24 protein-coding genes and 2 tRNA genes are annotated in these 25096 nt (G+C 53.2%); 12 read left to right on the forward strand and 14 right to left on the reverse strand.

The window, feature by feature from the left end:
• Nucleotides 1-176: 176 nt before the first annotated feature.
• A complete protein-coding gene (gene adhE, locus ACSZO1_RS06215; RefSeq protein WP_437610589.1) occupies nt 177-2858 on the forward strand; it encodes a bifunctional acetaldehyde-CoA/alcohol dehydrogenase in 2682 nt (893 codons plus the stop codon).
• Between the two features lie 104 nt (nt 2859-2962).
• Here the strand turns inward: adhE and tdk are convergent, their stop codons facing one another.
• Nucleotides 2963-3583: a thymidine kinase gene (tdk, locus tag ACSZO1_RS06220; RefSeq protein ID WP_437610591.1), complete on the reverse strand. Its 621-nt coding sequence runs from the start codon at nt 3581-3583 to the stop codon at nt 2963-2965.
• Nucleotides 3584-3758: 175 nt separating this feature from the next.
• On the reverse strand, nt 3759-3935 hold the full coding sequence (locus ACSZO1_RS06225; protein WP_437610593.1) for a hypothetical protein: 177 nt from the start codon (nt 3933-3935) through the stop codon (nt 3759-3761).
• 172 nt (nt 3936-4107) lie between these two features.
• Between ACSZO1_RS06225 and hns the strand changes: the two genes are divergently transcribed.
• Nucleotides 4108-4515 (forward strand): histone-like nucleoid-structuring protein H-NS, encoded by a 408-nt coding sequence (gene hns / locus ACSZO1_RS06230; RefSeq protein WP_437610595.1) that lies wholly within the window; start codon nt 4108-4110, stop codon nt 4513-4515.
• A gap of 158 nt (nt 4516-4673) precedes the next feature.
• On the opposite strand, the gene ACSZO1_RS06235 is transcribed toward hns, so the two are convergent.
• The 5 genes from ACSZO1_RS06235 to rssA form a co-directional block, all read right to left on the reverse strand.
• Nucleotides 4674-5681 (reverse strand): NAD-dependent epimerase, encoded by a 1008-nt coding sequence (locus tag ACSZO1_RS06235; protein WP_437610597.1) that lies wholly within the window; start codon nt 5679-5681, stop codon nt 4674-4676.
• A 14-nt stretch (nt 5682-5695) separates the two neighbouring features.
• Complete coding sequence (locus ACSZO1_RS06240) at nt 5696-7036, reverse strand: UDP-glucose dehydrogenase family protein (protein ID WP_437610599.1); 1341 nt, start codon at nt 7034-7036, stop codon at nt 5696-5698.
• 24 nt (nt 7037-7060) lie between these two features.
• The gene (gene galU / locus ACSZO1_RS06245; RefSeq protein ID WP_437610601.1) at nt 7061-7969 is read right to left on the reverse strand and encodes a UTP--glucose-1-phosphate uridylyltransferase GalU; all 909 of its coding nucleotides are present in this window, start codon (nt 7967-7969) and stop codon (nt 7061-7063) included.
• Nucleotides 7970-8165: 196 nt separating this feature from the next.
• Nucleotides 8166-9179, reverse strand: a complete 1014-nt coding sequence (gene rssB, locus ACSZO1_RS06250; RefSeq protein WP_437610603.1) for a two-component system response regulator RssB — start codon at nt 9177-9179, stop codon at nt 8166-8168.
• 88 nt (nt 9180-9267) lie between these two features.
• The gene (gene rssA, locus ACSZO1_RS06255; RefSeq protein WP_437610605.1) at nt 9268-10170 is read right to left on the reverse strand and encodes a patatin-like phospholipase RssA; all 903 of its coding nucleotides are present in this window, start codon (nt 10168-10170) and stop codon (nt 9268-9270) included.
• Between the two features lie 102 nt (nt 10171-10272).
• On the opposite strand from rssA, the gene ACSZO1_RS06260 reads away from it, so the two are divergent.
• The 5 genes from ACSZO1_RS06260 (at nt 10273) to xthA (ending at nt 13161) form a co-directional block, all read left to right on the forward strand.
• Complete coding sequence (locus tag ACSZO1_RS06260) at nt 10273-10731, forward strand: YchJ family protein (RefSeq protein WP_437610607.1); 459 nt, start codon at nt 10273-10275, stop codon at nt 10729-10731.
• A 67-nt stretch (nt 10732-10798) separates the two neighbouring features.
• Nucleotides 10799-11647, forward strand: coding sequence for a formyltetrahydrofolate deformylase (gene purU / locus ACSZO1_RS06265; protein WP_437610609.1), 849 nt, complete (start codon nt 10799-10801; stop codon nt 11645-11647).
• A gap of 197 nt (nt 11648-11844) precedes the next feature.
• Nucleotides 11845-11929 (forward strand) — tRNA-Tyr (locus tag ACSZO1_RS06270).
• 78 nt (nt 11930-12007) lie between these two features.
• A tRNA-Tyr gene (locus tag ACSZO1_RS06275) sits at nt 12008-12088 on the forward strand.
• A 266-nt stretch (nt 12089-12354) separates the two neighbouring features.
• On the forward strand, nt 12355-13161 hold the full coding sequence (gene xthA / locus ACSZO1_RS06280; RefSeq protein ID WP_437610610.1) for an exodeoxyribonuclease III: 807 nt from the start codon (nt 12355-12357) through the stop codon (nt 13159-13161).
• A gap of 45 nt (nt 13162-13206) precedes the next feature.
• Here xthA and ACSZO1_RS06285 read toward each other — a convergent pair whose 3' ends face one another.
• From ACSZO1_RS06285 to ACSZO1_RS06295, 3 genes are read right to left on the reverse strand one after another with little or no spacing between them, the layout of a single operon-like run.
• Complete coding sequence (locus ACSZO1_RS06285) at nt 13207-13509, reverse strand: DUF1496 domain-containing protein (RefSeq protein ID WP_437610612.1); 303 nt, start codon at nt 13507-13509, stop codon at nt 13207-13209.
• On the reverse strand, nt 13506-15434 hold the full coding sequence (locus ACSZO1_RS06290; protein ID WP_437610614.1) for a DNA topoisomerase III: 1929 nt from the start codon (nt 15432-15434) through the stop codon (nt 13506-13508). The genes ACSZO1_RS06285 and ACSZO1_RS06290 overlap by 4 nt, the downstream gene beginning before the upstream one ends.
• Before the next feature lie 14 nt (nt 15435-15448).
• Entirely contained in the window at nt 15449-16000 is a 552-nt protein-coding gene (locus ACSZO1_RS06295) for an NAD(P)H nitroreductase (RefSeq protein ID WP_437610616.1), read from the reverse strand.
• Between the two features lie 173 nt (nt 16001-16173).
• Between ACSZO1_RS06295 and sppA the strand changes: the two genes are divergently transcribed.
• From sppA to pncA, 3 genes are all read left to right on the forward strand, one after another.
• Complete coding sequence (sppA, locus tag ACSZO1_RS06300) at nt 16174-18030, forward strand: signal peptide peptidase SppA (RefSeq protein WP_437610618.1); 1857 nt, start codon at nt 16174-16176, stop codon at nt 18028-18030.
• Between the two features lie 379 nt (nt 18031-18409).
• Complete coding sequence (ansA, locus tag ACSZO1_RS06305; RefSeq protein ID WP_437610620.1) at nt 18410-19423, forward strand: asparaginase; 1014 nt, start codon at nt 18410-18412, stop codon at nt 19421-19423.
• A 15-nt stretch (nt 19424-19438) separates the two neighbouring features.
• On the forward strand, nt 19439-20047 hold the full coding sequence (pncA, locus tag ACSZO1_RS06310; protein ID WP_437610622.1) for a bifunctional nicotinamidase/pyrazinamidase: 609 nt from the start codon (nt 19439-19441) through the stop codon (nt 20045-20047).
• Between the two features lie 34 nt (nt 20048-20081).
• Here the strand turns inward: pncA and ACSZO1_RS06315 are convergent, their stop codons facing one another.
• Both ACSZO1_RS06315 and msrB read right to left on the reverse strand, forming a co-directional pair.
• Nucleotides 20082-20363, reverse strand: coding sequence for a YeaC family protein (locus ACSZO1_RS06315; protein ID WP_437610624.1), 282 nt, complete (start codon nt 20361-20363; stop codon nt 20082-20084).
• Between the two features lie 4 nt (nt 20364-20367).
• On the reverse strand, nt 20368-20778 hold the full coding sequence (gene msrB / locus ACSZO1_RS06320) for a peptide-methionine (R)-S-oxide reductase MsrB (RefSeq protein ID WP_437610626.1): 411 nt from the start codon (nt 20776-20778) through the stop codon (nt 20368-20370).
• A 345-nt stretch (nt 20779-21123) separates the two neighbouring features.
• Here msrB and gapA point away from each other — a divergent pair, with 345 nt between their 5' ends.
• Both gapA and ACSZO1_RS06330 read left to right on the forward strand, forming a co-directional pair.
• Nucleotides 21124-22119 carry a glyceraldehyde-3-phosphate dehydrogenase gene (gene gapA / locus ACSZO1_RS06325; RefSeq protein ID WP_437610628.1) on the forward strand — a complete coding sequence of 332 codons (996 nt, stop codon included), beginning with the start codon at nt 21124-21126 and terminating at the stop codon, nt 22117-22119.
• Between the two features lie 81 nt (nt 22120-22200).
• A complete protein-coding gene (locus ACSZO1_RS06330) occupies nt 22201-23076 on the forward strand; it encodes a D-hexose-6-phosphate mutarotase (protein WP_437610630.1) in 876 nt (291 codons plus the stop codon).
• A 147-nt stretch (nt 23077-23223) separates the two neighbouring features.
• On the opposite strand, the gene ACSZO1_RS06335 is transcribed toward ACSZO1_RS06330, so the two are convergent.
• Entirely contained in the window at nt 23224-24075 is an 852-nt protein-coding gene (locus tag ACSZO1_RS06335) for an aldo/keto reductase (RefSeq protein ID WP_437610632.1), read from the reverse strand.
• An 83-nt stretch (nt 24076-24158) separates the two neighbouring features.
• On the reverse strand, nt 24159-24908 hold the full coding sequence (locus ACSZO1_RS06340) for a MipA/OmpV family protein (RefSeq protein WP_437610634.1): 750 nt from the start codon (nt 24906-24908) through the stop codon (nt 24159-24161).
• Nucleotides 24909-25096 lie beyond the last annotated feature (188 nt).

Below are 25096 nucleotides of genomic sequence, written 5' to 3' on the forward strand. Positions count from 1 at the left end.
AGAGCGTAGCACCAGACTGCCATTACGGTAAAACTCTTTCAGTAAACAGGCTGGGTTTTCACGGGAATTTGTGACTCAGGTCGGGAGTGCTTCACGACCACGCCATATGCGCTGACTATACTCAATGGTTCAGGTTTGTTTACTAAAAGAGTTTAAACTTCCATCAGGAGAGCATTATGGCCGTTACTAATGTCGCTGAACTTAACGCACTGGTTGAACGCGTTAAGAAAGCCCAACGTGAATACGCCAATTTCACTCAAGAGCAGGTAGACAAAATCTTCCGCGCCGCCGCTTTCGCCGCTGCCGATGCCCGCATCCCGCTGGCAAAAATGGCGGTTGCGGAATCCGGCATGGGGATTGTTGAAGATAAGGTGATCAAAAACCACTTCGCATCTGAATACATTTACAACGCTTACAAAGATGAGAAAACCTGCGGTATTCTGGAAACCGATGATACTTTCGGCACCATTACTATCGCTGAACCTACCGGACTGATTTGCGGTATCGTCCCGACCACTAACCCCACCTCCACTGCCATCTTTAAAGCACTGATCAGTCTGAAAACCCGTAACGGTATTATTTTCTCACCACATCCGCGCGCTAAAGAAGCCACCAACAAGGCGGCGGATATCGTACTGCAGGCGGCCATCGCGGCCGGTGCGCCAAAAGATATTATCGGCTGGATTGATGTCCCTTCTGTGGAGCTGTCTAACCAGTTAATGCATCACCCGGATATCAACCTGATCCTCGCCACCGGCGGCCCGGGCATGGTAAAAGCCGCATACAGCTCGGGTAAACCTGCTATCGGCGTCGGTGCCGGTAACACGCCAGTAGTGATTGACGAAACGGCGGATATTAAACGTGCCGTGGCGTCAATTCTGATGTCAAAAACCTTCGATAACGGCGTGATTTGTGCGTCTGAGCAGTCCGTAATTGTCGTTGATGCTGCTTATGATGCGGTGCGCGAACGTTTCGCCAGCCATGGCGGTTACATGCTGCAGGGCAAAGAGCTGAAAGCCGTTCAGGATATCATTCTGAAAAATGGCGCGCTTAATGCGGCAATCGTGGGTCAGCCCGCGGTAAAAATTGCCGAAATGGCGGGCATTACCGTACCGGCAAATACCAAGATTCTCATTGGTGAAGTGAAACAGGTGGATGAGTCTGAACCATTCGCTCACGAGAAACTCTCCCCTACCCTTGCCATGTACCGCGCCAAAGATTTTGAAGACGCCGTCAGCAAGGCAGAAAAACTGGTGGCGATGGGCGGTATCGGCCACACCTCCTGTCTGTATACCGACCAGGATAACGAGCGTGAACGCGTCAATTTCTTTGGCGACAAAATGAAAACCGCACGTATTCTGATTAACACCCCGGCGTCACAGGGGGGCATCGGTGACCTGTATAACTTTAAACTGGCGCCATCACTGACGCTCGGTTGCGGTTCATGGGGGGGTAACTCCATTTCTGAAAACGTCGGACCAAAACATCTGATCAACAAGAAAACCGTGGCGAAGCGAGCAGAGAATATGTTGTGGCATAAACTTCCTAAGTCTATCTACTTCCGCCGCGGCTCACTGCCGATTGCGCTGGAAGAAGTGGCGACCGATGGTGCCAAACGCGCCTTTATCGTCACCGACCGTTTCCTGTTCAATAATGGCTATGCTGACCAGATCATCTCCGTGCTGAAAAAACATGGCATCGAAACGGAAGTGTTCTTCGAAGTGGAAGCCGACCCGACCCTGAGTATCGTGCGTAAGGGTGCAGAGCAGATGCACTCCTTTAAACCTGACGTGATTATCGCCCTTGGCGGCGGTTCGCCGATGGATGCGGCGAAAATCATGTGGGTAATGTACGAGCATCCGGAAACCCACTTTGAAGAACTGGCGCTGCGCTTTATGGATATCCGTAAACGTATCTACAAGTTCCCGAAAATGGGCGTGAAAGCGAAAATGGTCGCCATCACCACCACGTCCGGCACCGGTTCTGAAGTGACGCCGTTTGCGGTTGTAACCGATGATGCAACAGGTCAGAAATATCCGCTGGCGGACTATGCACTGACGCCGGATATGGCGATTGTTGATGCTAACCTGGTGATGAACATGCCGAAATCCCTCTGCGCCTTTGGCGGTCTGGATGCGGTAACCCACTCACTGGAAGCCTATGTCTCTGTGCTGGCTAACGAGTACTCTGACGGCCAGGCACTGCAGGCGCTGAAACTGCTGCAACAGAATCTGCCAGCCAGTTACAACGAAGGCGCGAAAAACCCGGTCGCCCGTGAGCGCGTGCACAACGCCGCCACTATCGCCGGTATCGCCTTTGCCAACGCCTTCCTCGGGGTCTGTCACTCCATGGCCCATAAACTGGGTTCTGAGTTCCATATCCCGCACGGCCTGGCGAACGCCCTGCTGATTTGTAACGTCATTCGCTACAACGCTAATGACAACCCAACCAAGCAGACCGCATTCAGCCAGTACGACCGTCCGCAGGCCCGTCGTCGCTACGCGGAAATTGCTGACCACCTGGGACTCAGTGCTGTCGGTGACCGTACCGCGCAGAAAATTGAGAAGCTGCTGCTGTGGCTGGAAGGCATGAAAGCGGAACTGGGCATTCCTAAATCTATCCGCGAAGCGGGTGTGCAGGAAGCCGACTTCCTGGCGAAAGTCGAAAAACTGGCTGATGATGCCTTCGATGATCAGTGTACCGGTGCTAACCCGCGTTATCCGCTGATTTCCGAGCTGAAACAGATTATGCTGGACAGCTACTATGGTCGCGAATTTGTCGAACACACCGTTGCGGCTGAAGCCGTAGTGGCACCCGCGGCAAAAAACGATAAAGCGGAAAAAAAAGTAAAGAAGTAACGCAGTAAGTCAGTATAAAAAAACCCGCGTAATGCGGGTTTTTTATTGCCTGCGACCCGTTAATACGGCTTCTCAGACGCAATTAATACGTTATAAATCAGTCTTTACAGCGCAGGAGGTTTATCGCCAAAAATAGCACGCTGTGCGCCGGTTTCCAGCGCCTCTTTATAGTGTTTACGACACACGGAGACATAACGCTCATTGCCGCCAATCACCACCTGCTCACCCTCTTTAAAAGGCGCGCCCTGGCTGTCGAGACGTAATACCATGCTGGCTTTACGTCCGCAGTGACAGATAGTTTTTAACTCGACCAGTTTATCTGACCACGCTAATAAATACTGGCTGCCGCTAAACAGTTCGCCACGAAAATCTGTACGTAAACCATAACAAAGTACAGGTATATCGAGATTATCCACGACGTCTGAAAGTTCTTTAACTTGTTCTCGCGTAAGAAATTGGCTTTCATCCACCAGCACACAATGTACCGGCTGGTGCTGATGTTCTGCACTAATTTCCTGTAACAGTGAACTCTGGTTATTATAAAGTTTTGCTGGAGATGAAAGACCGATACGTGAGCTCACTTTCCCCGCGCCAAAGCGGTTGTCGATCTCTGCGGTATACACCAGCGTACGCATGCCTCGTTCATGATAATTATAAGAGGATTGTAACAGCGCGGTGGATTTGCCCGCGTTCATCGCCGAATAATAAAAATAAAGCTGAGCCATCAGGCCGAACTCCACTAAAGGTTAACAAGTGTCTGGGGATGGCGCGATTGTATCACAGTCTGGCGCTATATTGCGTGTTACTGCGCAGGCGTCGGCAGTTGCTTAGCGACCGGATAATTGCCTGTATTGATGTTTTAATCAACAATCCGCCGATGTCCGCGTGGCGCATTAAAGGTTAAAAACGCAATATTACGGCCATTAATATTTGCACCGTTTCGTCGCGTGTTACTTTACCGGGCGGCAGGAAATCCGGCGATTTTCCACATAACATCTGCTCTATTGCGATTCCACTGACAGGCAAAACCCTGCCCGGCATACGGCTGTCGTGGTTTACTTTTTTATCAAATGGCATATTTCTGCGGCAGCGGGCTTTAAATTTATGCCAATAGCGTTATGCTAATCGCACTTTAAATAGTTATTTTGAGTTTCTTACAAAATTAGCTATTGCAGTTCCCAAATTCGGCCTCTATTATTATCAGGCAGAACATTTCTCCCACCCATATATAATTTTGAGAGTTAGGACAATGAGCGAAGCACTTAAAATTCTGAACAACATCCGCACCCTGCGTGCGCAGGCCAGAGAATGCACCCTGGAAACTCTGGAAGAGATGCTGGAAAAACTGGAAGTTGTTGTTAACGAGCGTCGTGAAGAAGAATCTCAGGCTGCGGCAGAGGTTGAAGAGCGTACCCGTAAACTGCAGCAATATCGCGAAATGCTGATTGCTGACGGTATCGATCCAAATGAATTACTGAACGCACCGACTTCCGCGAAAACTCAGGGCAAAGCGAAGCGCGCTGCACGTCCTGCTAAATATTCTTACGTGGACGAAAATGGCGAAACCAAAACCTGGACCGGCCAGGGTCGTACCCCAGCTGTGATCAAAAAAGCCATCGAAGAGCAAGGCAAACAGCTGGACGATTTCCTGCTGTAATCGCTGTTCAGGGTGCTTCCCAATTAACCCCATTTGCCAGAAGAATGGGTTTTTTTATTGTTCGCATTTTCGAACATTCGTTTCACCGGGATCAGCAAAAAAACAAAGGAAGCCACTGGCTTCCTTTTTTTGTTGCTGGCTATCTGATACACCAGTCGTTAAACCCTGTAGAACGCCCTGTACCACGCGACAAAGCGTTTAATACCCTCTTCCACACTGGTAGCGGGTTTAAAGCCTGTAACGTCCTGCAGCGGCTGCGTATCTGCGCTGGTTTCCAGCACATCGCCAGCCTGCATCGGTAACATGTTTTTATTCGCCGTCATTCCCAGCGCACTTTCCAGTGCCGCAATATACGCCATCAGCTTAACCGGCTGGCTATTGCCGATATTATAGACACGGTACGGCGCCGAACTGGTGGCCGGCGAGCCCTTTTCCACTGTCCAGCTGTCATCTTTTGCCGGAATAATATCCTGCAGACGGATAATAGACTCGACGATATCGTCAATATAGGTGAAATCGCGACGCATCTCGCCGTGGTTATAAACGTCGATGCTTTCGCCAGCAATAATAGCGCGCGTGAATTTAAACAGCGCCATATCCGGGCGTCCCCACGGGCCATATACCGTGAAGAAACGCAATCCCGTGGTCGGAATGCCATACAAATGGGAATAGGTATGCGACATCAGTTCATTGGCTTTTTTCGTCGCCGCATACAGCGATACCGGATGATCGACAGAATCATCGGTAGAAAACGGCATTTTCCGATTCAGACCGTAAACTGAGCTTGATGAGGCATATAACAGATGGCCAATTTTATGATGACGGCAACCTTCCAGCACATTTAAGTGACCGACTAAATTAGCATCAGCATAAGCATGAGGATTTTCGATGGAATAACGTACGCCAGCCTGCGCAGCCAAATGGATAACCCGCTCGAAACCCTGAGTGGCGAATAAATGTGCTATTCCCTGTCGATCGGCCAGATCGGTTTCAGAAAATATGAAATCACGATGGGATTTAAGCAGTTCAAGGCGGGCAAGCTTGAGGTTTACATCATAATAGTCATTCAGGTTGTCGAGACCGACAACCTGGTGACCGGCTGACAATAAACGTTGGCTAACATGAAAACCAATGAATCCTGCCGCGCCGGTAACCAGATATTTCATACTGTCCTCGTTAATTATGCGATTTGAATGGACGCTCCACGGCCGATTGCATAATAAACAAAACCGCGTTTGCTGACTCTTTCCGGATCATACAGGTTACGACCGTCAAAAATCACGGGTTCTTTCAGGGCATTTTTAATCACATCGAAATCTGGCACACGGAAGCTTTTCCACTCCGTACAAATCACCAGACCATCTGCGCCCTGCAATGCGGCTTCTTTGGTGCCCATCAGCTTCAGCTCCGGACGATGGCCGTAGATGCGCTGCGCTTCGTCCATGGCTTCCGGATCGTAAGCCTGAACGGTTGCACCCGCTGCCCATAACGTCTCCATCAGCACGCGGCTGGAAGCCTCACGCATGTCGTCGGTATTCGGCTTGAACGCCAGTCCCCACAATGCGAAGGTTTTGCCACGCAGGTCGTCGCCAAAATGACGTTTGATAAAGTCTGGCAGCTTGCTTTTCTGTGCATCGTTGACATTTTCCACCGCCTGCAACAGACGAGGTGTATAGCCAATCGACTCTGCGGTACGAATCAGCGCCTGCACATCTTTCGGGAAGCAGGAACCACCGTAGCCACAGCCAGGGTAGATAAAGTGGTAACCGATACGAGGATCGGAACCAATACCCATACGCACTTTCTCAATATCCGCGCCAAGACGTTCCGCCAGGTTGGACATTTCATTCATAAAGCTGATTTTGGTCGCCAGCATGCAGTTTGCCGCATACTTGGTCAGCTCCGCACTGCGGATATCCATCAGGATCATGCGATCGTGGTTGCGGTTAAACGGCTCATACAGCTCGCGCAGCAGTTCGACCACATCCTCATTATCTGTACCGATAACGATACGATCCGGACGCATACAGTCACTGACCGCGGCACCTTCTTTCAGGAATTCCGGGTTAGAGACCACATCGAAAGCGATATGGCAGTCACGCGCCTGCAGCGTTTCCGTCATCACCTGACGCACGCGATCCGCGGTTCCTACCGGCACAGTGGACTTGTCGATCACCACTTTGTGCTCGTTCATATGTTGCGCGATAGTCCGCGCTACAGCGGTAACGTACTTCAGATCCGCCGAACCATCTTCATCCGGCGGCGTGCCGACGGCGATGAACTGCATCACACCGTGACTGACGCCCTCTGCGGCGTCCGTGCTGAATTTGAGGCGTCCTGCTTCATAGTTCTGGGTGACGAGCGGCGTCAAACCTGGTTCAAAGATCGGGATAATCCCTTTCTTGAGGTTTTCAACTTTGTTCTCGTCTACATCGATGCAAAGAACGTCATGTCCGACTTCGGCCAGTACTGCAGCCTGAACCAGACCAACATAGCCGATACCAAATACGGTGACTTTCATTGAGTTATCCCGCGTTAAAATGAATTACTTTTTATTGCCGACGGTGCTTTCCAGCCACTGTTTGAAATCACTGCCCAGTGACGCGTGGCGCACACCGTACTCCACAAATGCCTGCATATAGCCGAGTTTATTGCCGCAGTCATGGCTGACGCCTTTCAGGTGGTAAGCTTCCACCGTCTCTTTTTCCATCAGCATGGCAATAGAGTCAGTCAGCTGAACTTCGCCACCCGCTCCCGGAGGGGTTTTAGCCAGCAGAGGCCAGATATCAGCAGACAGCACGTAACGGCCCACCACAGCCAGATTGGATGGGGCTTCGGCAGCTTTCGGTTTTTCCACCACGCCGACCATTGGTGCGCTGTCGCCTGGATTCAGTTCGCGACCTTCACAGTCAACCACGCCGTAAGCAGTAACATCCGCCACCGGCTCCACCATGATCTGGCTGCGGTTGCTTTCGTCGAAACGCTTCAGCATCTCAGCAAGGTTATCTTTGGCAGGATCGGATTCGTATTCGTCAATAATCACGTCCGGCAGGATCACCGCGACAGGCTCGTCACCAACCAGTGGGTGGGCGCACATTACGGCGTGGCCAAGGCCTTTAGCGATACCCTGACGTACCTGCATAATGGTGACGTGTGGCGGGCAGATAGACTGAATTTCGTCCAGCAGCTGACGCTTAACGCGTTTTTCCAGCATCGCTTCCAGCTCGAAGCTGGTATCGAAATGGTTTTCAATCGAGTTTTTGGATGAGTGGGTGACCAGCACAATTTCATTAATTCCGGCTGCGATACACTCGTTAACGACATACTGAATTAACGGCTTATCAACCAACGGCAGCATCTCTTTCGGAATCGCTTTGGTAGCTGGCAACATACGTGTTCCCAAACCTGCTACAGGGATTACTGCTTTTTTTACCTTAGACTTATAGGCAGACATCAAGATACCTCTCTTTAGGCCGTTCAAGTTATTACTTGATATGTCGATTTAAAAAACGAAACGAGTATATCAGTTTGGTGACGCAGGATTTATCCTGGTTGGGTAAATTCCGGTGAAATTAAGACTATTACCCAAGTGTAAAGCTTATACCTGGCACTGTCTTTAGTCCGGCAAAAAAATAGTAACGTGCTGGTCGTTATTCGGTCGATAACATCAGGCGCAGCCTGCCACCAGCGCCCCATACCTGACATTGCCAGGCATCACAACGCTGACTAATTTGATTAAGATGTGTGCTACCCAGCGTGCCAAGCGGAACACCATTATTGAGTTGCAGTTGCTGAGTATTGATGTTGAGTGTGGCATTCAATCCGGCGGAAACCAGGATCAGGTTTTTTAAACTGTGGTGATAATAACCAACCAATAAAGGAAACTGGCCGTGCAGATTCGCCTGACGCAATAACGCATTAACCTGTTTTAACAATGCGCTTAATTCCGATAAGCGCTGTCCCTGTCCTGATAACTGTTCCTGAAGTAAACCATTAAACAATGCGCGTAATAAAAGTGCAGCCAGCACGCCATTATCACCGGCACGGGTAACATCCAGGCAATAAAACGCCAGATCCTTCTCGGACAGCGCGGCAATATCCAGCACCAGTCCCGGCTGCTCCGCCATCGTCAGCTGACGATAATTAATGCGGCAGTTGGCGATCACCTGCTGCACCGGCGGTTGTAACTGTTTCAGCAGCTTTGCCGCCGCCGCCGGATCGCGCACCAGCGCATCCCAGTCCTGAAACAGCTGCTCATCCTCCTCCACTTTTGACGTAAACATAGAGGGATAGAGGCACTCGTACACAGCTTCGCGCAGCCGCGTCAAATCCCGAATCGGTTTCAGTAACACGTCCTGCACCCCAAGGCGCAGCACATGGGCGATATCCGACATATTTTCGGTCGCGGAAACAATCAGGATCGGCAGGGCATTCCCCCGCGCACGCAAATGCTCCACCAGCCGGATGCCATTCATGCGCGGCATATCCAGATCGCAGATCATCATATCAGGCTTGCTGTGCAGCAGAACGTCGAGCGCGTCGAGTCCATCGTTCGCCGTAATGGTGCTCGCACCAAGGGAACGGAGGAAATTTTCCAGCAGGGAACGAAAAACCACCTCATCTTCAACAATGAGCAGTTGCTTTCCGAATAATGGTTTCTCCATCGTTCCCCCTTGCACGCCAGATAATTCAATAGTGGTTTAAAAAGCGCACTTATGCCTGTCAGAATTGCCTGAAGTTACGACAGGCTGATTATCTGTTTCGAACAAGCGGTAAAAGCTCATCCATCTTCTTATCAACGGCCTCTTTACCCGCTGCGATAGCTTCTTCCGCCCGGTGAAAATCGAGCGTTGAAATCTGCGGACAAAAAGGCTGAATCAGCACATCCGGCGGGTCACCCGCCATACGGTTGCGTTTAACCCGGTTTTCCAGCACCTGGATCGAGGTGGTCATAATTTCCATTGCGCCGGGTGTCTGGTTAATCCGACGGCTGGCCATTTTTGCCAGCTGCTGGCGCAATTTGCCTCCCCAGCTGGTCGCAACGTCCTGCTCCTGCGATGGTTCCTGTGGTGTCACCGACAGCAGGTCCTGCTGCATCAGGTGCGCATCATGCTGCAAATCCACCGCGATAACGATATCCGCGCCCAGCGCGCGCGTCAGGGAAATCGGCACCGGGTTCACCACTGCACCATCCACCAGCCAGTAGCCGTGATACGCTACTGGCGACAGTAACCCCGGCATACTGCAGGACGCACGCACCGCCTGATGCAAATCGCCATCGGTCAGCCACAATTCACGGCCGGTACTGAGATTGGTTGCGACGGCGCCGAAACGAAGTTTGCACTCCTCAATATTTTCCGCCGTCACCAGCTGGCGCCAGTGATTAAACACCTTTTCACCGCGCAACAGACCGCCGCGGCCCCATGAAAAATCCATCAGCCGAATCACGTCCCAGTAGCTGAATGAGCGTACCCACTTTTCCATCACGGGCAGACGATGGGTGGCATAAGCTGCACCGACCAGCGCGCCGACTGAACAACCCGCAACGATATCGACGTTGATGCCTGCTTTTTCCAGCGCTCTGATGACGCCGATGTGAGCCCATCCCTTGGCTGCGCCGGAACCCAGCGCCAGTCCAATCTTTACCTGTCTCATTCAACCTCTGGCGATAACACAATGTGCAAATAGCTAACCGGGCCCGCCTCGGTTAACATAACCGCTGTTTTTACTTATGTTGTCTGACAACCCGGAGTACTTGTGTCTGAGAAATGTCCGTGCTGTAGCGGAATGCAGTATAGCTTATGTTGCGCGCCCTGGCTCGACGGGACAGCAATTCCCCCGACGCCGGAAGCGTTAATGCGTTCACGTTATACCGCCTACGTAAAACAGCGCGCCGGCTATCTGGTTGATAGCTGGCACAGCAGCGCCCGGCATCCACAACTGCACAGTGTGCTGGAAGAGAGCTTCCGTGACACCGAATGGCTCAGCCTGAATGTAATCGCTCATGAAGCAGGAAGCCACGATAATGAAGGTTTCGTCACCTTTTTTGCGCGTTTTCGCGAGAATCAGCGCATTGCGGCAATTCACGAACGCTCGCGCTTCCTTCGTGAGGATCAACGCTGGTACTATATCGACGGAACCGTGCCGCCTGTCGGACGAAATGACCGTTGTCCCTGCGGCTCCGGGAAAAAATACAAGAAATGTTGTGGCCAGTGATACACTCAGTGCCCTTCACCTACCGATTGATTAATGAATATAAGGCTTCGACAGGACCTATACCGAAATGCAAGCTCAACCACTGCAACGAAAAGTTTTACGTACCATCTGCCCTGACGCCAAAGGGCTGATCGCCAAGATCACCAATATCTGTTACAAGCACGAACTGAATATTGTGCAGAACAATGAGTTTGTTGATCACCGCACCGGGCGCTTTTTCATGCGTACTGAGCTGGAAGGGATTTTCAACGACGCCACGCTGCTGGCCGATCTCGACAGCGCGCTGCCACAGGGGTCTATGCGTGAACTGACCTCTGCCGGGCGTCGCCGCGTGGTGATTCTGGTGACCAAAGAGGCACACTGCCTCGGCGATCTGCTGATGAAAAGCGCGTATGGCGGGCTGGACGTGGAAATTGCGGCAGTGATCGGCAACCATGAAACCCTGCAGACACTGGTTGAACGCTTCGACATTCCATTTATCCTCGTCAGCCATGAAGGCATAACACGCGAGCAGCACGACAATGCCATGGCCGCGGAGATTGACCGCTTTAAGCCTGACTACGTGGTGCTGGCAAAATATATGCGCGTGCTGACGCCCGCTTTCGTGCAGCGTTACCCGAACCAGATTATCAATATTCACCACTCCTTCCTGCCCGCCTTTATCGGTGCACGTCCGTACCATCAGGCGTATGAGCGTGGCGTGAAGATCATTGGTGCCACCGCGCACTACGTGAACGACAATCTGGATGAAGGTCCAATCATCATGCAGGACGTGATTAATGTCGATCACACCTACACTGCCGAAGATATGATGCGCGCAGGTCGTGACGTGGAGAAAAATGTGCTGAGCCGTGCGCTGTATAAAGTGCTGGCGCAGCGCGTATTTGTTTACGGCAACCGCACGATTATTCTGTAATTCCCCTGCCCGTGGCGGGTGTTTTGCGCAGCAATGCAGCGCTACGGGCAAAAAAACGGCAAACGATAAAGTTTCTGAGATCCAGTGCTTTACAGCGGCGGTTCATTTGATATGATGCGCCCCGCTTACGAGCACTACAGCGAACGACAGTGAGTGTTGTCGTCTCAATGTAAAGTACAAACTGATAGTGAATCCCTGGTGGGGTTCCCGAGCGGCCAAAGGGAGCAGACTGTAAATCTGCCGTCATCGACTTCGAAGGTTCGAATCCTTCCCCCACCACCATTTACCTGATGCAGTATGTACAACAGCCATTATGTTTCTGAACTGATGCTGAATACCAACAAGTAGTACGCTTCACCTGGTGGGGTTCCCGAGCGGCCAAAGGGAGCAGACTGTAAATCTGTCGTCATCGACTTCGAAGGTTCGAGTCGAGCGCCAGCGAGACAACGCCGCTTGCGGCGGTAATCCTTCCCGCAGCAGAGTCAAAGCAGAAATCACTACCCGCGCCTCGAAGGTTCAAGCCGAGCGTCATCAAGACAACACCGCTTACATCGGTAATCCTGCCCTCACCATCGCCAGAGCACAGATACCAGTATCGCTGTAACCTCCCGTTCCCCCATCGCAGTAAACGGCACATTCTCTTAGATTTCCCCCACCACCCATGCTACCATCCGCCCACTCTTTCCCCTTGCGCAATGGCATCCGCGATGAAATTTGTTTCTTTTAATATCAATGGGCTGCGCGCCCGTCCACATCAGCTTGAAGCGATTATTGAGCAGCATCAGCCAGACGTGATCGGCCTGCAGGAAACCAAGGTCCATGATGATATGTTCCCGCTGGAAGAGGTCAGCAAGCTGGGCTACAACGTGTTCTATCATGGTCAGAAAGGTCACTATGGCGTGGCGCTGCTGACCAAAGAACCCCCTGTGATGGTGCGTCGTGGTTTCCCTGGTGACGATGAAGATGCGCAGCGCCGCCTGATCATGGCAGAACTGGCGACGCCGCTGGGCAACCTGACGGTGATTAACGGCTACTTCCCGCAGGGTGAAAGCCGTGATCATGCCACCAAATTCCCGGCCAAAGAGAAGTTTTACCGCGACCTGCAGGATTATCTGGAACAGAACCTGCAACCTGCGAACCCGGTGCTGATTATGGGTGATATGAATATCAGTTCGACCGACCTCGATATCGGTATCGGTGAAGAGAACCGCAAACGCTGGCTGCGTACCGGTAAATGCTCATTCTTGCCGGAAGAGCGCGAGTGGATGGACCGTCTGATGAACTGGGGACTGGTGGACAGCTGGCGTGCACAGAACCCGGAAAACAGTGACCGTTTCTCGTGGTTTGATTATCGTTCGAAAGGTTTTGATGATAACCGTGGCCTGCGTATTGACCTGATCCTCACCAGCAACCCGCTGGCGGAACGCTGTGTGGCGACCGGTATCGATTATGACATCCGCGGCATGGAAAAACCGTCCGACCATGCGCCAATCTGGGCAGAATTCAAACTCTGATCACAGCAGCGTCTGGCCGCGCATCACGCGGCCAGACGCTGTGGCTTATTCACGTACGATTTGCCAGATCAGATTGTGCGTCCCCAAAGAGGCTTTATCGCGCGTACACTGCAGCAACCCCCCTTCTTTCTTGATCACCGCACCCTCGGTATAGCTCTGGTTACCGTAAGTACAGCAGCGGGCGCACGGCTGATTCTGTTGATTACTGCTGCCCTGATTCCACACTTCCGCTGGCATATTGACGATAACATCGGTATCACCGCCATGACGCGCGCGGCTTTCCCCTTCCGCCAGTGCGGCAGTGCTCAGCAGCAGTGTTGCGCCGCAAAGTAAAGCTGCTAATTTCATTCCTCACTCTCCTTCACTTTAGCCGATTTACGCGGCGATTTTTGACCTTTGCCACCCTTTGCTGGCGCTGCCACGCCGCGAAATGCCTGTGCCGCAGGCTGCTGACGCGCCTGATTGATCAGACTGTGCAGCGTTTCCACCAGCGGATACATAAAATCCTGATAGCGGCACTGTTTCTCACTGATTTTCGTCAGCGTCGATTCCCACTGCGCCGTCATATCAGGTCTGGCGGCCATCTCCGGCAGAGAGTGGATCAACGCCCGACCCGCCTCGCTGGCATGAATATAGCGCCCTTTCTTGTACAAAAAAGTGCGGCGGAACAGCAGTTCGATAATGCCTGCACGGGTAGCTTCTGTTCCTAAACCATCGGTCGCACGGAGGATTTTCTTTAGATCTTTATCCTGCACAAAACGGGCAATACCGGTCATCGCGGAGAGCAGGGTCGCGTCCGTAAACGGCCGTGGTGGCTGGGTCTGCTTCTCCACCACCTCACCGCGTTCACACAACAGCTCATCACCTTTTGCCACCACCGGCAACGGTGTGCCGTCGTTCTCCTCGTCGCGATCCTTACTGCCGAGCAGCGCACGCCAGCCAGCTTCCGCCAGAAAACGCGCTTTGGCGACAAACTTACCGCCGGCGATCTCCAGCTCGATGACGCACTTGCGGTATACCGCATCCGGGCAGAACTGCATCAGATACTGGCGGGCAATCAGGCCATAAATATTGGCTTCATTCTCCGTCAGCCGTGTCTGACTGCTGCGCGCGGTAGGGATAATCGCGTGGTGCGCATCCACTTTTTTATCGTCCCAGCAGCGGTTTTTACGATCGGTATCAAAATCCGCTGGCGGCGTTAATGCCGGCTGATGCACGCTAATCGCGTTCAGCACCGCGTGACGTCCGGCAAAGTGCTCATCCGGCAGATAACGGCTGTCAGAACGGGGATAGGTAATCAGTTTGTGGGTTTCATACAGGCGCTGACAGGTATCCAGCACCACCTGAGCACTGAGGCCAAAACGCCGTGCGGCTTCGATCTGCAGACTGGAGAGGGAAAACGGCAGCGGCGCAGTATCATTCTCACGCTTGTCGTTATACTGCGTGACAATCGCTGGCTGGCCGTCGATACGCACCACCACATGTTCCGCCAGCGGACGATGCAGCAGACGCCCCTCTTCGTCCTGATACGGCTCACAGGACTCGCTCGGTTGCCATAGCGCAACAAAGCGCTCCTCCTGCGGTGTGACGATATGAGCCTTCACTTCAAAGAAGTCCTTCGCGACAAAGTTCTCGATTTCTTCATCGCGCCGCACCACCAGTCCCAGCACCGGCGTCTGCACCCGGCCAACGGAGAGCACACCGTCATAGCCCGCATTACGCCCCAGCAGGGTGTAAGCACGCGTCATATTGATGCCGTACAGCCAGTCAGCACGGGCACGCGCCAGCGCCGAGACACAGAGCGGAATAAACTCGCGGTTGGCGCGCAGACGGCCTACCGCGCGTTCCACCGCCTGCGGGTTGAGATCATTAATCAGGCAGCGCTGTACGTTCTCGCGCTTTTCGGGCGGCAGCGCCAGATAATCCAGCACTTCATCCACCAGCAACTGACCTTCGCGATCCGGGTCACCGGCATGCACCACTTCCGTGGCCTGCGCCAGCAGGCCTTTAATCACATTCAGCTGTTTTGCCACTGACGGCCGCGGCTGCAGTTGCCATTTTTCCGGCACAATCGGCAGATCCGCCAGCGACCAGCGGGCAAAGCGACTGTTATAACTGTCGGGCTGCGCTTGTTCTAACAGGTGTCCCACACACCAGGTGACAAGCTGATCGTTGCCACAGGCAATATAACCATCTCCACGCCGATGTGGTTTAGGCAATACATCGGCAATGGCGCGCGCGAGACTCGGTTTTTCGGCAATAAACAGGCGCATTAACGTTGCGTCACTCAGAAAGAACTGACAAATGGCGCGCTATCCGGCGGGATAACGGTAGTGGAAGATTTTAACTGCGGCGTGCCAAGGTACAGGAAACCGACAATCACATCCTGCTGACGACAATGAAATGCCGCGCGCACGGTATCGTGTTCAGTCCAGGCGCCGCTGCGCCAGATACCGTTAAAGCCCTGTGCGACAGCCGCCATCTGCATCGCCATCACCGCGCAGCCAGCGGAAACCACCTGCTCCCAGTGCGGTACTTTCGGGTGTTCATCGCAATGCGCCACCACGGCAATAATCATTGGCGCGCGGAACGGCGCCTGTTGCGCTTTTTCAATCGCCTTATCATCCAGCGCATCTTCCTGTGCCGCCTGGGTCAGCAACGTGCTGAAACGCTCACGACCTTCATTTTCGATGATGATAAAACGCCACGGCTGCAACGTGCCATGATCCGGTGCGCGCATCCCGGCGCGGATAATATTCTCCAGCGCTTCACCCGCAGGCGCCGGTTCGGTCAGACGTGACGCCGAGCGGCGGTTAACCAGTAAGTCCAGTGCGTCCATTAAATGCCTCCTGATCAAGTGCAATAACAACCGCTGCAAACTACCACAGGCTGACGTTTTGTTACAGCATAGCGCTTTTTCCTGCTGACAATTCGCCCGTCGCTCTTTAGGATGGGCTGATCCCCCGAAGGCTGAGATTTTTCGGGTAATTATTCGATAAATATGGAGATGACATGCGCACTTTGTGGCGAATTATCGCAGGTTTGTTCAAATGGACATGGCGTATCGTGAATTTTGTCCGCGAGTTCATTTTGAACCTGTTTCTGCTGTTTTTAATCCTGGTTTGCGTTGGCATCTATTTCCAGCTTAACAGCGCCAGTACGCCGGCCGAAACGCCACGCGGCGCGCTGAAAGTCGATCTTACCGGAGTGGTGGTCGATAAACCGACAGTCAGTAATAAGCTAAGTAAACTGGGCCGCCAGCTGCTCGGCGCCAGCAGTGACCGCCTGAAAGAAAACTCGCTGTTTGACGTGGTCAACGCCATTCGCCAGGCGAAAGACGATAAGAATATTACCGGTATGGTGCTGGAACTGCGCGATTTCGCGGGTGCGGATCAGCCATCACTGCAGTATATCGGCAAAGCGCTGCGTGAATTCCGCGACAGCGGCAAGCCGATTTACGCCACTGGCGACAGCTACAGCCAGGCGCAATACTATCTCGCCAGTTTCGCCAATACCGTGTACCTCTCCAGCCAGGGAACAGTTGACCTGCACGGCTTCGCCACTAACAGCCTGTATTTCAAATCGCTGCTGGATAAGCTGAAAGTCACTTCGCATGTGTTCCGCGTCGGCACCTACAAATCCGCCGTTGAGCCGTTCCTGCGTGATGATATGTCGCCTGCGGCGCGTGAGTCTGACAGCCGCTGGATCGGCGAGCTGTGGCAGAACTATCTCAATACCATTGCCGCTAACCGCCAGATCACACCGCAACAGGCGTTCCCTGGCGCGCAGGGGCTGCTGGATGCCCTGCAGAAAGTGGGCGGCGATACCGCGCAGTATGCCAAAGAGAGCAAACTGGTGGATGAACTGGCATCACGTGCTGCGGTGGATCTGCTGCTGGCGAAAAAATTTGGCTATAGCCAGCAACAGCACGATTACAACAACATCAGCATTTACGATTACACGCTGAAAGATTCCGCGAATAAAGGCGGTAATATCGCGGTCATTCTGGCTAACGGCGCCATTATGGATGGTGAAGAAGCACAGGGTTCGGTAGGTGGCGATACCACCGCGCAGCAAATCCGCGATGCGCGTCTTGATCCGGCGATCAAAGCAATTATTCTGCGCGTTAACAGCCCGGGCGGCAGCGTCAGCGCTTCTGAAGTGATTCGCCAGGAGCTGGCCGCCGCGCGTACCGCCGGTAAGCCGGTGGTGGTGTCAATGGGCGGTATGGCGGCGTCTGGCGGTTACTGGATCTCCACACCTGCCAGCTATATTGTTGCCAGCCCGAATACCCTGACCGGTTCTATCGGCATCTTTGGCGTGATTAACACCGTGGAAAACTCGCTGGACAGCGTGGGCGTGCATACTGACGGCGTCGCCACCTCACCGCTGGCCGATATCGCCACCACCAAAGCGTTACCTGCGGAAGTGCAGCAGCTAATGCAGCTGAGCATCGAGAATGGCTACAAGAACTTCCTCGGTCTGGTCGCGAAGTCGCGCAATAAGATGCCGGAACAGATTGATCAGATTGCCCAGGGTCATGTCTGGACTGGCAGCGATGCCAAAGCGAATGGCCTGGTGGATGCGCTGGGTGACTTTGATGATGCCGCCGCGAAAGCCGCAGAGCTGGCGAAACTGGACCATTATCAGCTGGTCTGGGTACAGGATGAACCGGGGCTGCTGGACACCCTGTTAAGCCAGTTTGATGCCTCGGCGCAGGCGCTGCTGCCACAGGCACTGAAAGCATATCTGCCTGCGCCAGTGGCACAGGTGATGAGCGATATGCACAAACAACCTGGCCTGTTCAATCATCTTAACGACCCGCAAAACCGTTACGCCTTCTGCCTCACCTGCGGCGACGTACGGTAATCTCTTACAGGCGCGGCTTGCCGCGCCTCTCCTTTCCGATTTCCCAGGTGTCTTCGTGACGTTTTGCGGTGGCAATGGGCATCGCTTTTAGTCCTGCGACCGCTCAGGGAACACGGTCAGCTCCGCAAAGTCGCAAAAAGCGTCATCCCTGACGGCTCGGCCCGCGCCGTCCATGGCGCGGGACGCTTTGCTCCGCTGACCGTGTTCCCTGCGCCTTAAGTTTCTTCGTTGCTGCCGGTGATATGCCTGCAGTTTCAGAGTGGCTCTGCTGACTCACCACAATGTGATTAACGTCAGGGATTTGCCCGGTGAACAACGCTGCAAATTGCAGATCGAACAGGTATACTGCGCCCTTTCTACGGCAAGCCAGAGTCCATTAATGCAAAAGAAATCTATTTATGTCGCCTACACGGGCGGCACCATCGGTATGCAGCGTTCTGAACACGGGTATATTCCGGTCTCCGGTCACCTGCAGCAGGAACTGTCTAAGATGCCGGAATTCCATCGCCCGGAGATGCCGGATTTCACCATCCATGAATACTCACCGCTGATGGACTCTTCAGATATGACGCCGCAGGACTGGCAATCGATTGCGGATGACATCGAAAAGAACTACGACAACTACGATGGCTTTGTCATCCTGCACGGTACTGACACCATGGCGTTCACCGCCTCAGCGTTGTCATTTATGCTGGAAAACCTGGCGAAACCGGTGATCGTCACCGGCTCGCAGATCCCGCTGGCGGAACTGCGTTCAGATGGTCAGCAGAACCTGCTGAATGCGCTGTTTGTCGCGGCGAATTATCCGATTAATGAAGTGGCGTTGTTCTTCAACAACACCCTGTACCGTGGCAACCGCACCACCAAAGCCCATGCCGATGGCTTTAATGCCTTTGCCTCCCCTAACCTGGCTCCGCTGCTGGAAGCGGGTATCCATATTCGTCGCCTCAATACCCCGCCAGCGCCGCAGGGCCAGGGGAAACTGGTGGTTCACCCGACCTCACCACAGCCAATTGGCGTGGTCACCATTTACCCAGGTATCTCCGCCGATGTGGTACGCAACTTCCTGCGCCAGCCGGTAAAAGCGCTGATCCTGCGCTCTTATGGCGTCGGTAACGCCCCGCAAAATGCTGAATTCCTCAATGAATTGCGCCAGGCGTCTGAACGCGGCATTGTGGTGGTTAACCTGACGCAGTGTATGTCCGGTAAAGTGAATATGGGCGGCTACGCCACGGGGAACGCGCTGGCACACGCGGGCGTGATCAGCGGCTATGATCTGACGGTAGAAGCTGCGCTCACCAAACTGCACTTCCTGCTGTGCCAGGATCTCTCCGCAGAAGAGATTCGCCAGCAGATGCAGACCAACCTGCGCGGTGAGCTGACCGCAGAATAATCTGGAGAAGACGCGATGAAACGTGCGCTATTACTGATCGACCTGCAGAATGACTTTTGTCCTGGCGGTGCACTGGCGGTCAGTGATGGCGATGCAACCATCGCCGTGGCTAACCGCCTTGCCGCCGAATATCGTCAGCGTGGCGAGGCGGTGATCGCCAGCCAGGACTGGCATCCGGCGCAGCACGGCAGTTTTGCCTCAGTGGCTGGCGCCGTGCCCTACAGCGTGGGTGAGCTGGACGGTCTGGCGCAGGTGTGGTGGCCGGATCACTGCATTCAGCACAGCAAGGGAGCAGCGTTTCACCCGCAACTCGATCAGACGCTGATCGATGCGGTATTTCACAAAGGCGAGGATGCTTCCGTGGACAGCTACAGCGCGTTTTTTGATAACGGCCACCGCCGGCAAACCGGGCTGGACAGCTGGCTGCGTGAACGCGGTATTGAGTCCCTGCTGGTGATCGGACTGGCGACGGATTATTGCGTCAAATTCAGCGTGCTGGACGCACTGGAGCTGGGTTATAAGGTGGAGGTGCTGCGTGAAGGATGTCGCGGCGTCAATCTGCACGCCGATGACAGTGAACAGGCTTTCGCTGACATGGCCGCGGCGGGCGCACAGGTGCATTAACGTAGCGGGCCGGGTTCCCGGCCCGCTACGCCACTTACTGCAACGTAATACGCGTCACATCAGAGATGATGCCAAACTCTTCTTTCAGCTGCTGCTTCGACTTGGTGACGATCTGCCCGTCCCTGCCGATGCTCATATGCTGCGCATCATGGTTATGGCGTGACTGCCATAACATCACCAGTTGCAGGCAGTTCTCTTTCTGCTCGCTGGTCAGCGCCACACCATCCGCCCATTTACCGGTTTCCACTGCGGTTGCCAGCCGCTGGTAAACATCTGGCGTCATGGCCGCAATCATCGCCTCAAGATCTTTTTGCATCGCGTTAGCCTTTGGTTTGTTTGCCGTCATCATTGGTAAAGCTGAGTGAGGCAGAATTCACACAGTAACGTTCACCGGTCGGTTGCGGGCCATCGGGGAACACATGTCCCAGATGAGAATCACAGTTTCCACAACGAATTTCAATGCGCTGCATGCCATGCGAGCTATCTTCCAGATAACGGATAGCGTCATCGCTGTACGGCTGATAAAAACTCGGCCAGCCGCAGCCAGAATCATATTTGCTTTCTGACAGAAACAGCAGCGAGTTGCACACCAGGCAGTGGTAGATGCCATCGGTTTTGTTGTGCAGTAACGCACCGGAAAATGGCGGCTCAGTACCACGCTGTTGCGTCACGTAACGCTGCATTTCCGTCAGTTCAGTATCGGGTGTAAGATGTGTCGATTCTTTAGCCATTTTATGATGGTCTCGGGGGGTAGTTATTCTGAAATCTTCGGCTAGTATTCTAACAAACACTTAACAAGATCAGGGCAATTTTTCTTGCCTGAGGTCGACACTTTTGTGCTGACTGGCAAAAATGTGACGGACATCACTTTTTGTTATGACCGGCCCTTTATTTTCAAGACCCGAGCCCCAAAGTAGAGAATGATCTGTCAACGCGGAACGCAGTTTCAGATGAATAATTCCTGGTCGCTGGTTTGATTTGTCGCAACTATTGACACGATTCCGCTTGACGCCTGGTATGGTTTTTGTAATTTTACAGCCAACCTTTTATTCACTAACAACAAGCTGGTGGAATATATGACTATCAAAGTAGGTATCAACGGTTTTGGCCGCATCGGTCGCATTGTTTTCCGTGCTGCTCAGGAGCGTTCTGACATTGAAATCGTTGCTATCAACGATCTGCTCGACGCTGAGTACATGGCTTACATGCTGAAATATGACTCCACCCACGGTCGTTTCAACGGCACGGTAGAAGTCAAAGACGGCCAGCTGGTTGTTAACGGCAAAAAAATCCGTGTTACCGCAGAGCGTGACCCAGCGAACCTGAAGTGGAACGAAGTTGGTGTGGATGTTGTTGCTGAAGCAACCGGTATCTTCCTGACCGACGAAACCGCACGTAAACACATCGAAGCGGGCGCGAAGAAAGTTGTTCTGACTGGTCCATCTAAAGATGACACCCCAATGTTCGTCATGGGCGTGAACCACAAATCTTACGCTGGCCAGGAAATCGTTTCTAACGCATCCTGCACCACCAACTGCCTGGCGCCACTGGCTAAAGTGATCAACGACCAGTTCGGTATAGTTGAAGCACTGATGACCACTGTTCACGCGACCACCGCTACCCAGAAAACCGTTGATGGCCCGTCTCACAAAGACTGGCGCGGCGGCCGCGGCGCAGCTCAGAACATCATCCCTTCTTCTACTGGCGCAGCTAAAGCAGTAGGTAAAGTGATCCCTGAGCTGAACGGCAAACTGACCGGTATGGCGTTCCGCGTTCCTACCCCTAACGTCTCTGTGGTTGACCTGACTGCACGTCTGGCTAAACCCGCTTCTTACAAAGAAATTTGTGAAGCGATCAAAGCCGCTGCTGAAGGCGAGCTGAAAGGCGTTCTGGGCTACACCGAAGACGAAGTGGTTTCTACCGATTTCAACGGCGAAAAACTGACTTCTGTATTCGATGCTAAAGCAGGTATCGCGCTGAGCGACAACTTTGTGAAACTGGTTTCCTGGTACGACAACGAAACTGGTTACTCTAACAAAGTTCTGGATCTGATTGCTCACATCTCTAAATAAGTGATGCTGACCAGCTGATCACAGAGGGCGACTACGGTCGCCCTTTTTTATCGTCAGAATCTGAATAAAACAGGATTCATTATGAACGAACAACTCTTTGCACTTCCTGTCGTTAACCAAATCACTCCTTATCTTTCCCTGCGCCAGACTGGTGAACTGCCGGTAATTGTTGTCAGCCATCCTAAGGTGCGCGCCGCCGTGACCCTGCAGGGCGCGCAGCTGATTGCCTGGCAACCGAGCGGTGAGAAGCCAGTGATTTGGCTTAGCGAAAAGACACCTCTGATCCCCGGTAAAGCCATTCGTGGCGGCGTGCCGATCTGCTGGCCATGGTTTGGTCCGGCAGGCGAACCGGCGCACGGGTTTGCCCGTAATCTGCCATGGAAACTGTCCGCGCACGATGAGAACGAAGATGGCGTAATGCTGACGCTGGTGCTGGAAAGCAGTGAGCAGAGCAAAAAATTCTGGCCACATGATTTCACCCTGCTGGCCCGCTTCCGCCTGGGTGCACATTGTGAGATTGAGCTGGAAGCTCATGGTGAGTATGACGCGACAGCGGCACTGCACAGCTATTTTACCGTCGCGGACATCGCCGGAGTGGAAGTCAGCGGGCTGGGCAACAGTTTTATCGATAAGGTGAATAACGGTGTGCGTGGTGAGTCTGCTGATGGTAAGCAGCGCTATCCTTCGCGCGTTGACCGCATCCATACTCAGCCGGAAGGCTGCAGCCTGATCCATGACACCGCGGGCAAGCGAGTGATTGAAGTGTATCACCACCACCAAAGTGACGTTGTCACCTGGAATCCTGGCGCGGAATTATCCTGCAGTATGGCGGATATGGAGAACGACGGTTACAAAACATTTGTCTGTGTTGAAACTGCACACGTCAGTTCACCGATGAAGAGTGCGCCAGAAAAACCGGCACGTCTGGGGACGACGATTCGTTTGCGTAAGCTTTAACTGCGCCTTTCCCCGTAAACCGGGGAAGACCGGGAGGGGGGAAAGGCGGGATCTACGCTGTCAGTTGCCCCTCCCCGCCCTCCCCCATTTTATGGAGGAGGGAGAAACAAGCAGCCCCTCATCATTCAGAACTGAGGGAGTAAAACGTTACACCACATCAAGCGGTTCTTTGCCGCCCGGTGGCGGGAAGTGATTATTCAGCAACGCCAGCTCTTCGCTGCTAAAACTCCCCTGCAACGCCGCCGCATTATCCTGTACATGCGCCACCGAACTGGCTTTGGGAATGGCAATCACCCCCTCTTTACGGATCACCCATGCCAGCAGCAATTGCGCGACACTGGTGCCCTTTTGTTGTGCAAGCTGATTAAGATAGTCATTGGCAAACAGGCCGCGTCGCAGCCGTCCAGCCTGCGCCAGCGGACAGTAAGCCATCACCGGCATCTGGCGCTGCTGACATTCAGGCAGCAGGGAATACTCAATACCACGCGATGCAAGGTGATACAGCACCTGGTTAGTGGCGCACTGCTCACCGCCTGTTTCCTGCCATAACTCCTGCAGATCATCGCTGTCGAAGTTGGATACTCCCCAGTGGCGAATTTTGCCCTGCTGCTGCAACACTTCCATCGCCCGGATAGTCTCTTCCAGTGGCACCGAACCGCGCCAGTGCAGCAGATAAAGATCGAGGTAATCGGTTTTCAGCCGCCGCAGGCTGCGCTCGCAGGCGTCCACCGCGTCGACCTCACCCGCATTCCACGGATACACTTTGGAAACGAGGAACGCGCTGTCACGCCGTCCCTGCAGTGCTTCACCCACGACCTGTTCGGCACCGCCTTCAGCATACATTTCGGCGGTATCAATCAGTTTTAAGCCACATTCAAGTCCAGCCTGTAACGCCGCAACTTCCTGTCGGCGCTGGCTGGGATCTTCCCCCATATACCAGCTCCCCAGGCCGATGGCCGGTACGCTCTCTGATTGTCGGAAAGTTACTGTTTTTTGCATGCCCCCTCCCTGCACCAATATTAAGCACCATAAATGTGCAAAAGGGGTGCAAAGCGCCCTGTTTTTGTGCATACCTTTTTGACTCAGAAGGTATAACTTACGCCAGTCCAGATCATGGTCTGCGAATCGGTATCCACCATCGGACTGTCTTTAATTTCATCGCCGAGGCGAGTATAACGCCCGACCAGATTGGCGCGCCAGCTGGCATTAATCTTATAGTCGAGTCCCAGCTCCACATAAGGGCTCCAGCTGTCATCAGGGCGATAGCTGTTCAGGCCAGTACGCGCCGCTTCATTGCCGGAAACACCATAGTAGTAGCGGTTCTGGTTAGCACTGTTCCACAACGCGCCGATGCCCGGTGTGATGCTGAAATCGCCAAAAGTGAAAGGATAAAGATACGTCAGATCCCAGATAATACCGTTGCTGTTGTTCAGCACGTCACCAATCAGCGCGGTACGTACAGTACCCCAGTCAGCAACGTGGCGGTAAGCCACACCCGCCATCAGCGTCATACGGCGCTTGTCCAGCGCGCGCATATCACCATCATCACTTTCACCCGGATCATAGTTTTGTGGCGACCCGAGCACAGTAAGTGATAACTGGTCTTGCGTATCTTTCCACAGGTAGTAACCTGCCTGAAGGCTGCGGAAATAGAAGCTTTCGCCCTCATAATTGATCACCGGCACCGGATAATAACGGTCCTGACCACTCTTATACGGGCTTTGCGAGTAAATAACTGACGCACCGAGGGTAAGCGGTTCAGCAGAGGCGGAAAAAGCGCTTAAACATCCCGGTAAAAGCACGGCAAGCACGCTAACTTTGAAATGGTTCACAATTTATTCATTCCATAAATATAACAATCAGGCTACACAGTTTACTTACTGATACGACTGGTGTTGAGAAATTTACAAAGCTTTTAGCACGTAAAATCAATTTAAGAAGCCGTGCTGGCATAAAGATTGAGCATGCTTATTTACAATTCTCCCTCAACCCGCGTCTGATGAGGGTTATAGCTTATCTG

It is taken from the genome of Erwinia sp. V71 (assembly GCF_965644245.1).
Classification (GTDB): domain Bacteria; phylum Pseudomonadota; class Gammaproteobacteria; order Enterobacterales; family Enterobacteriaceae; genus Erwinia.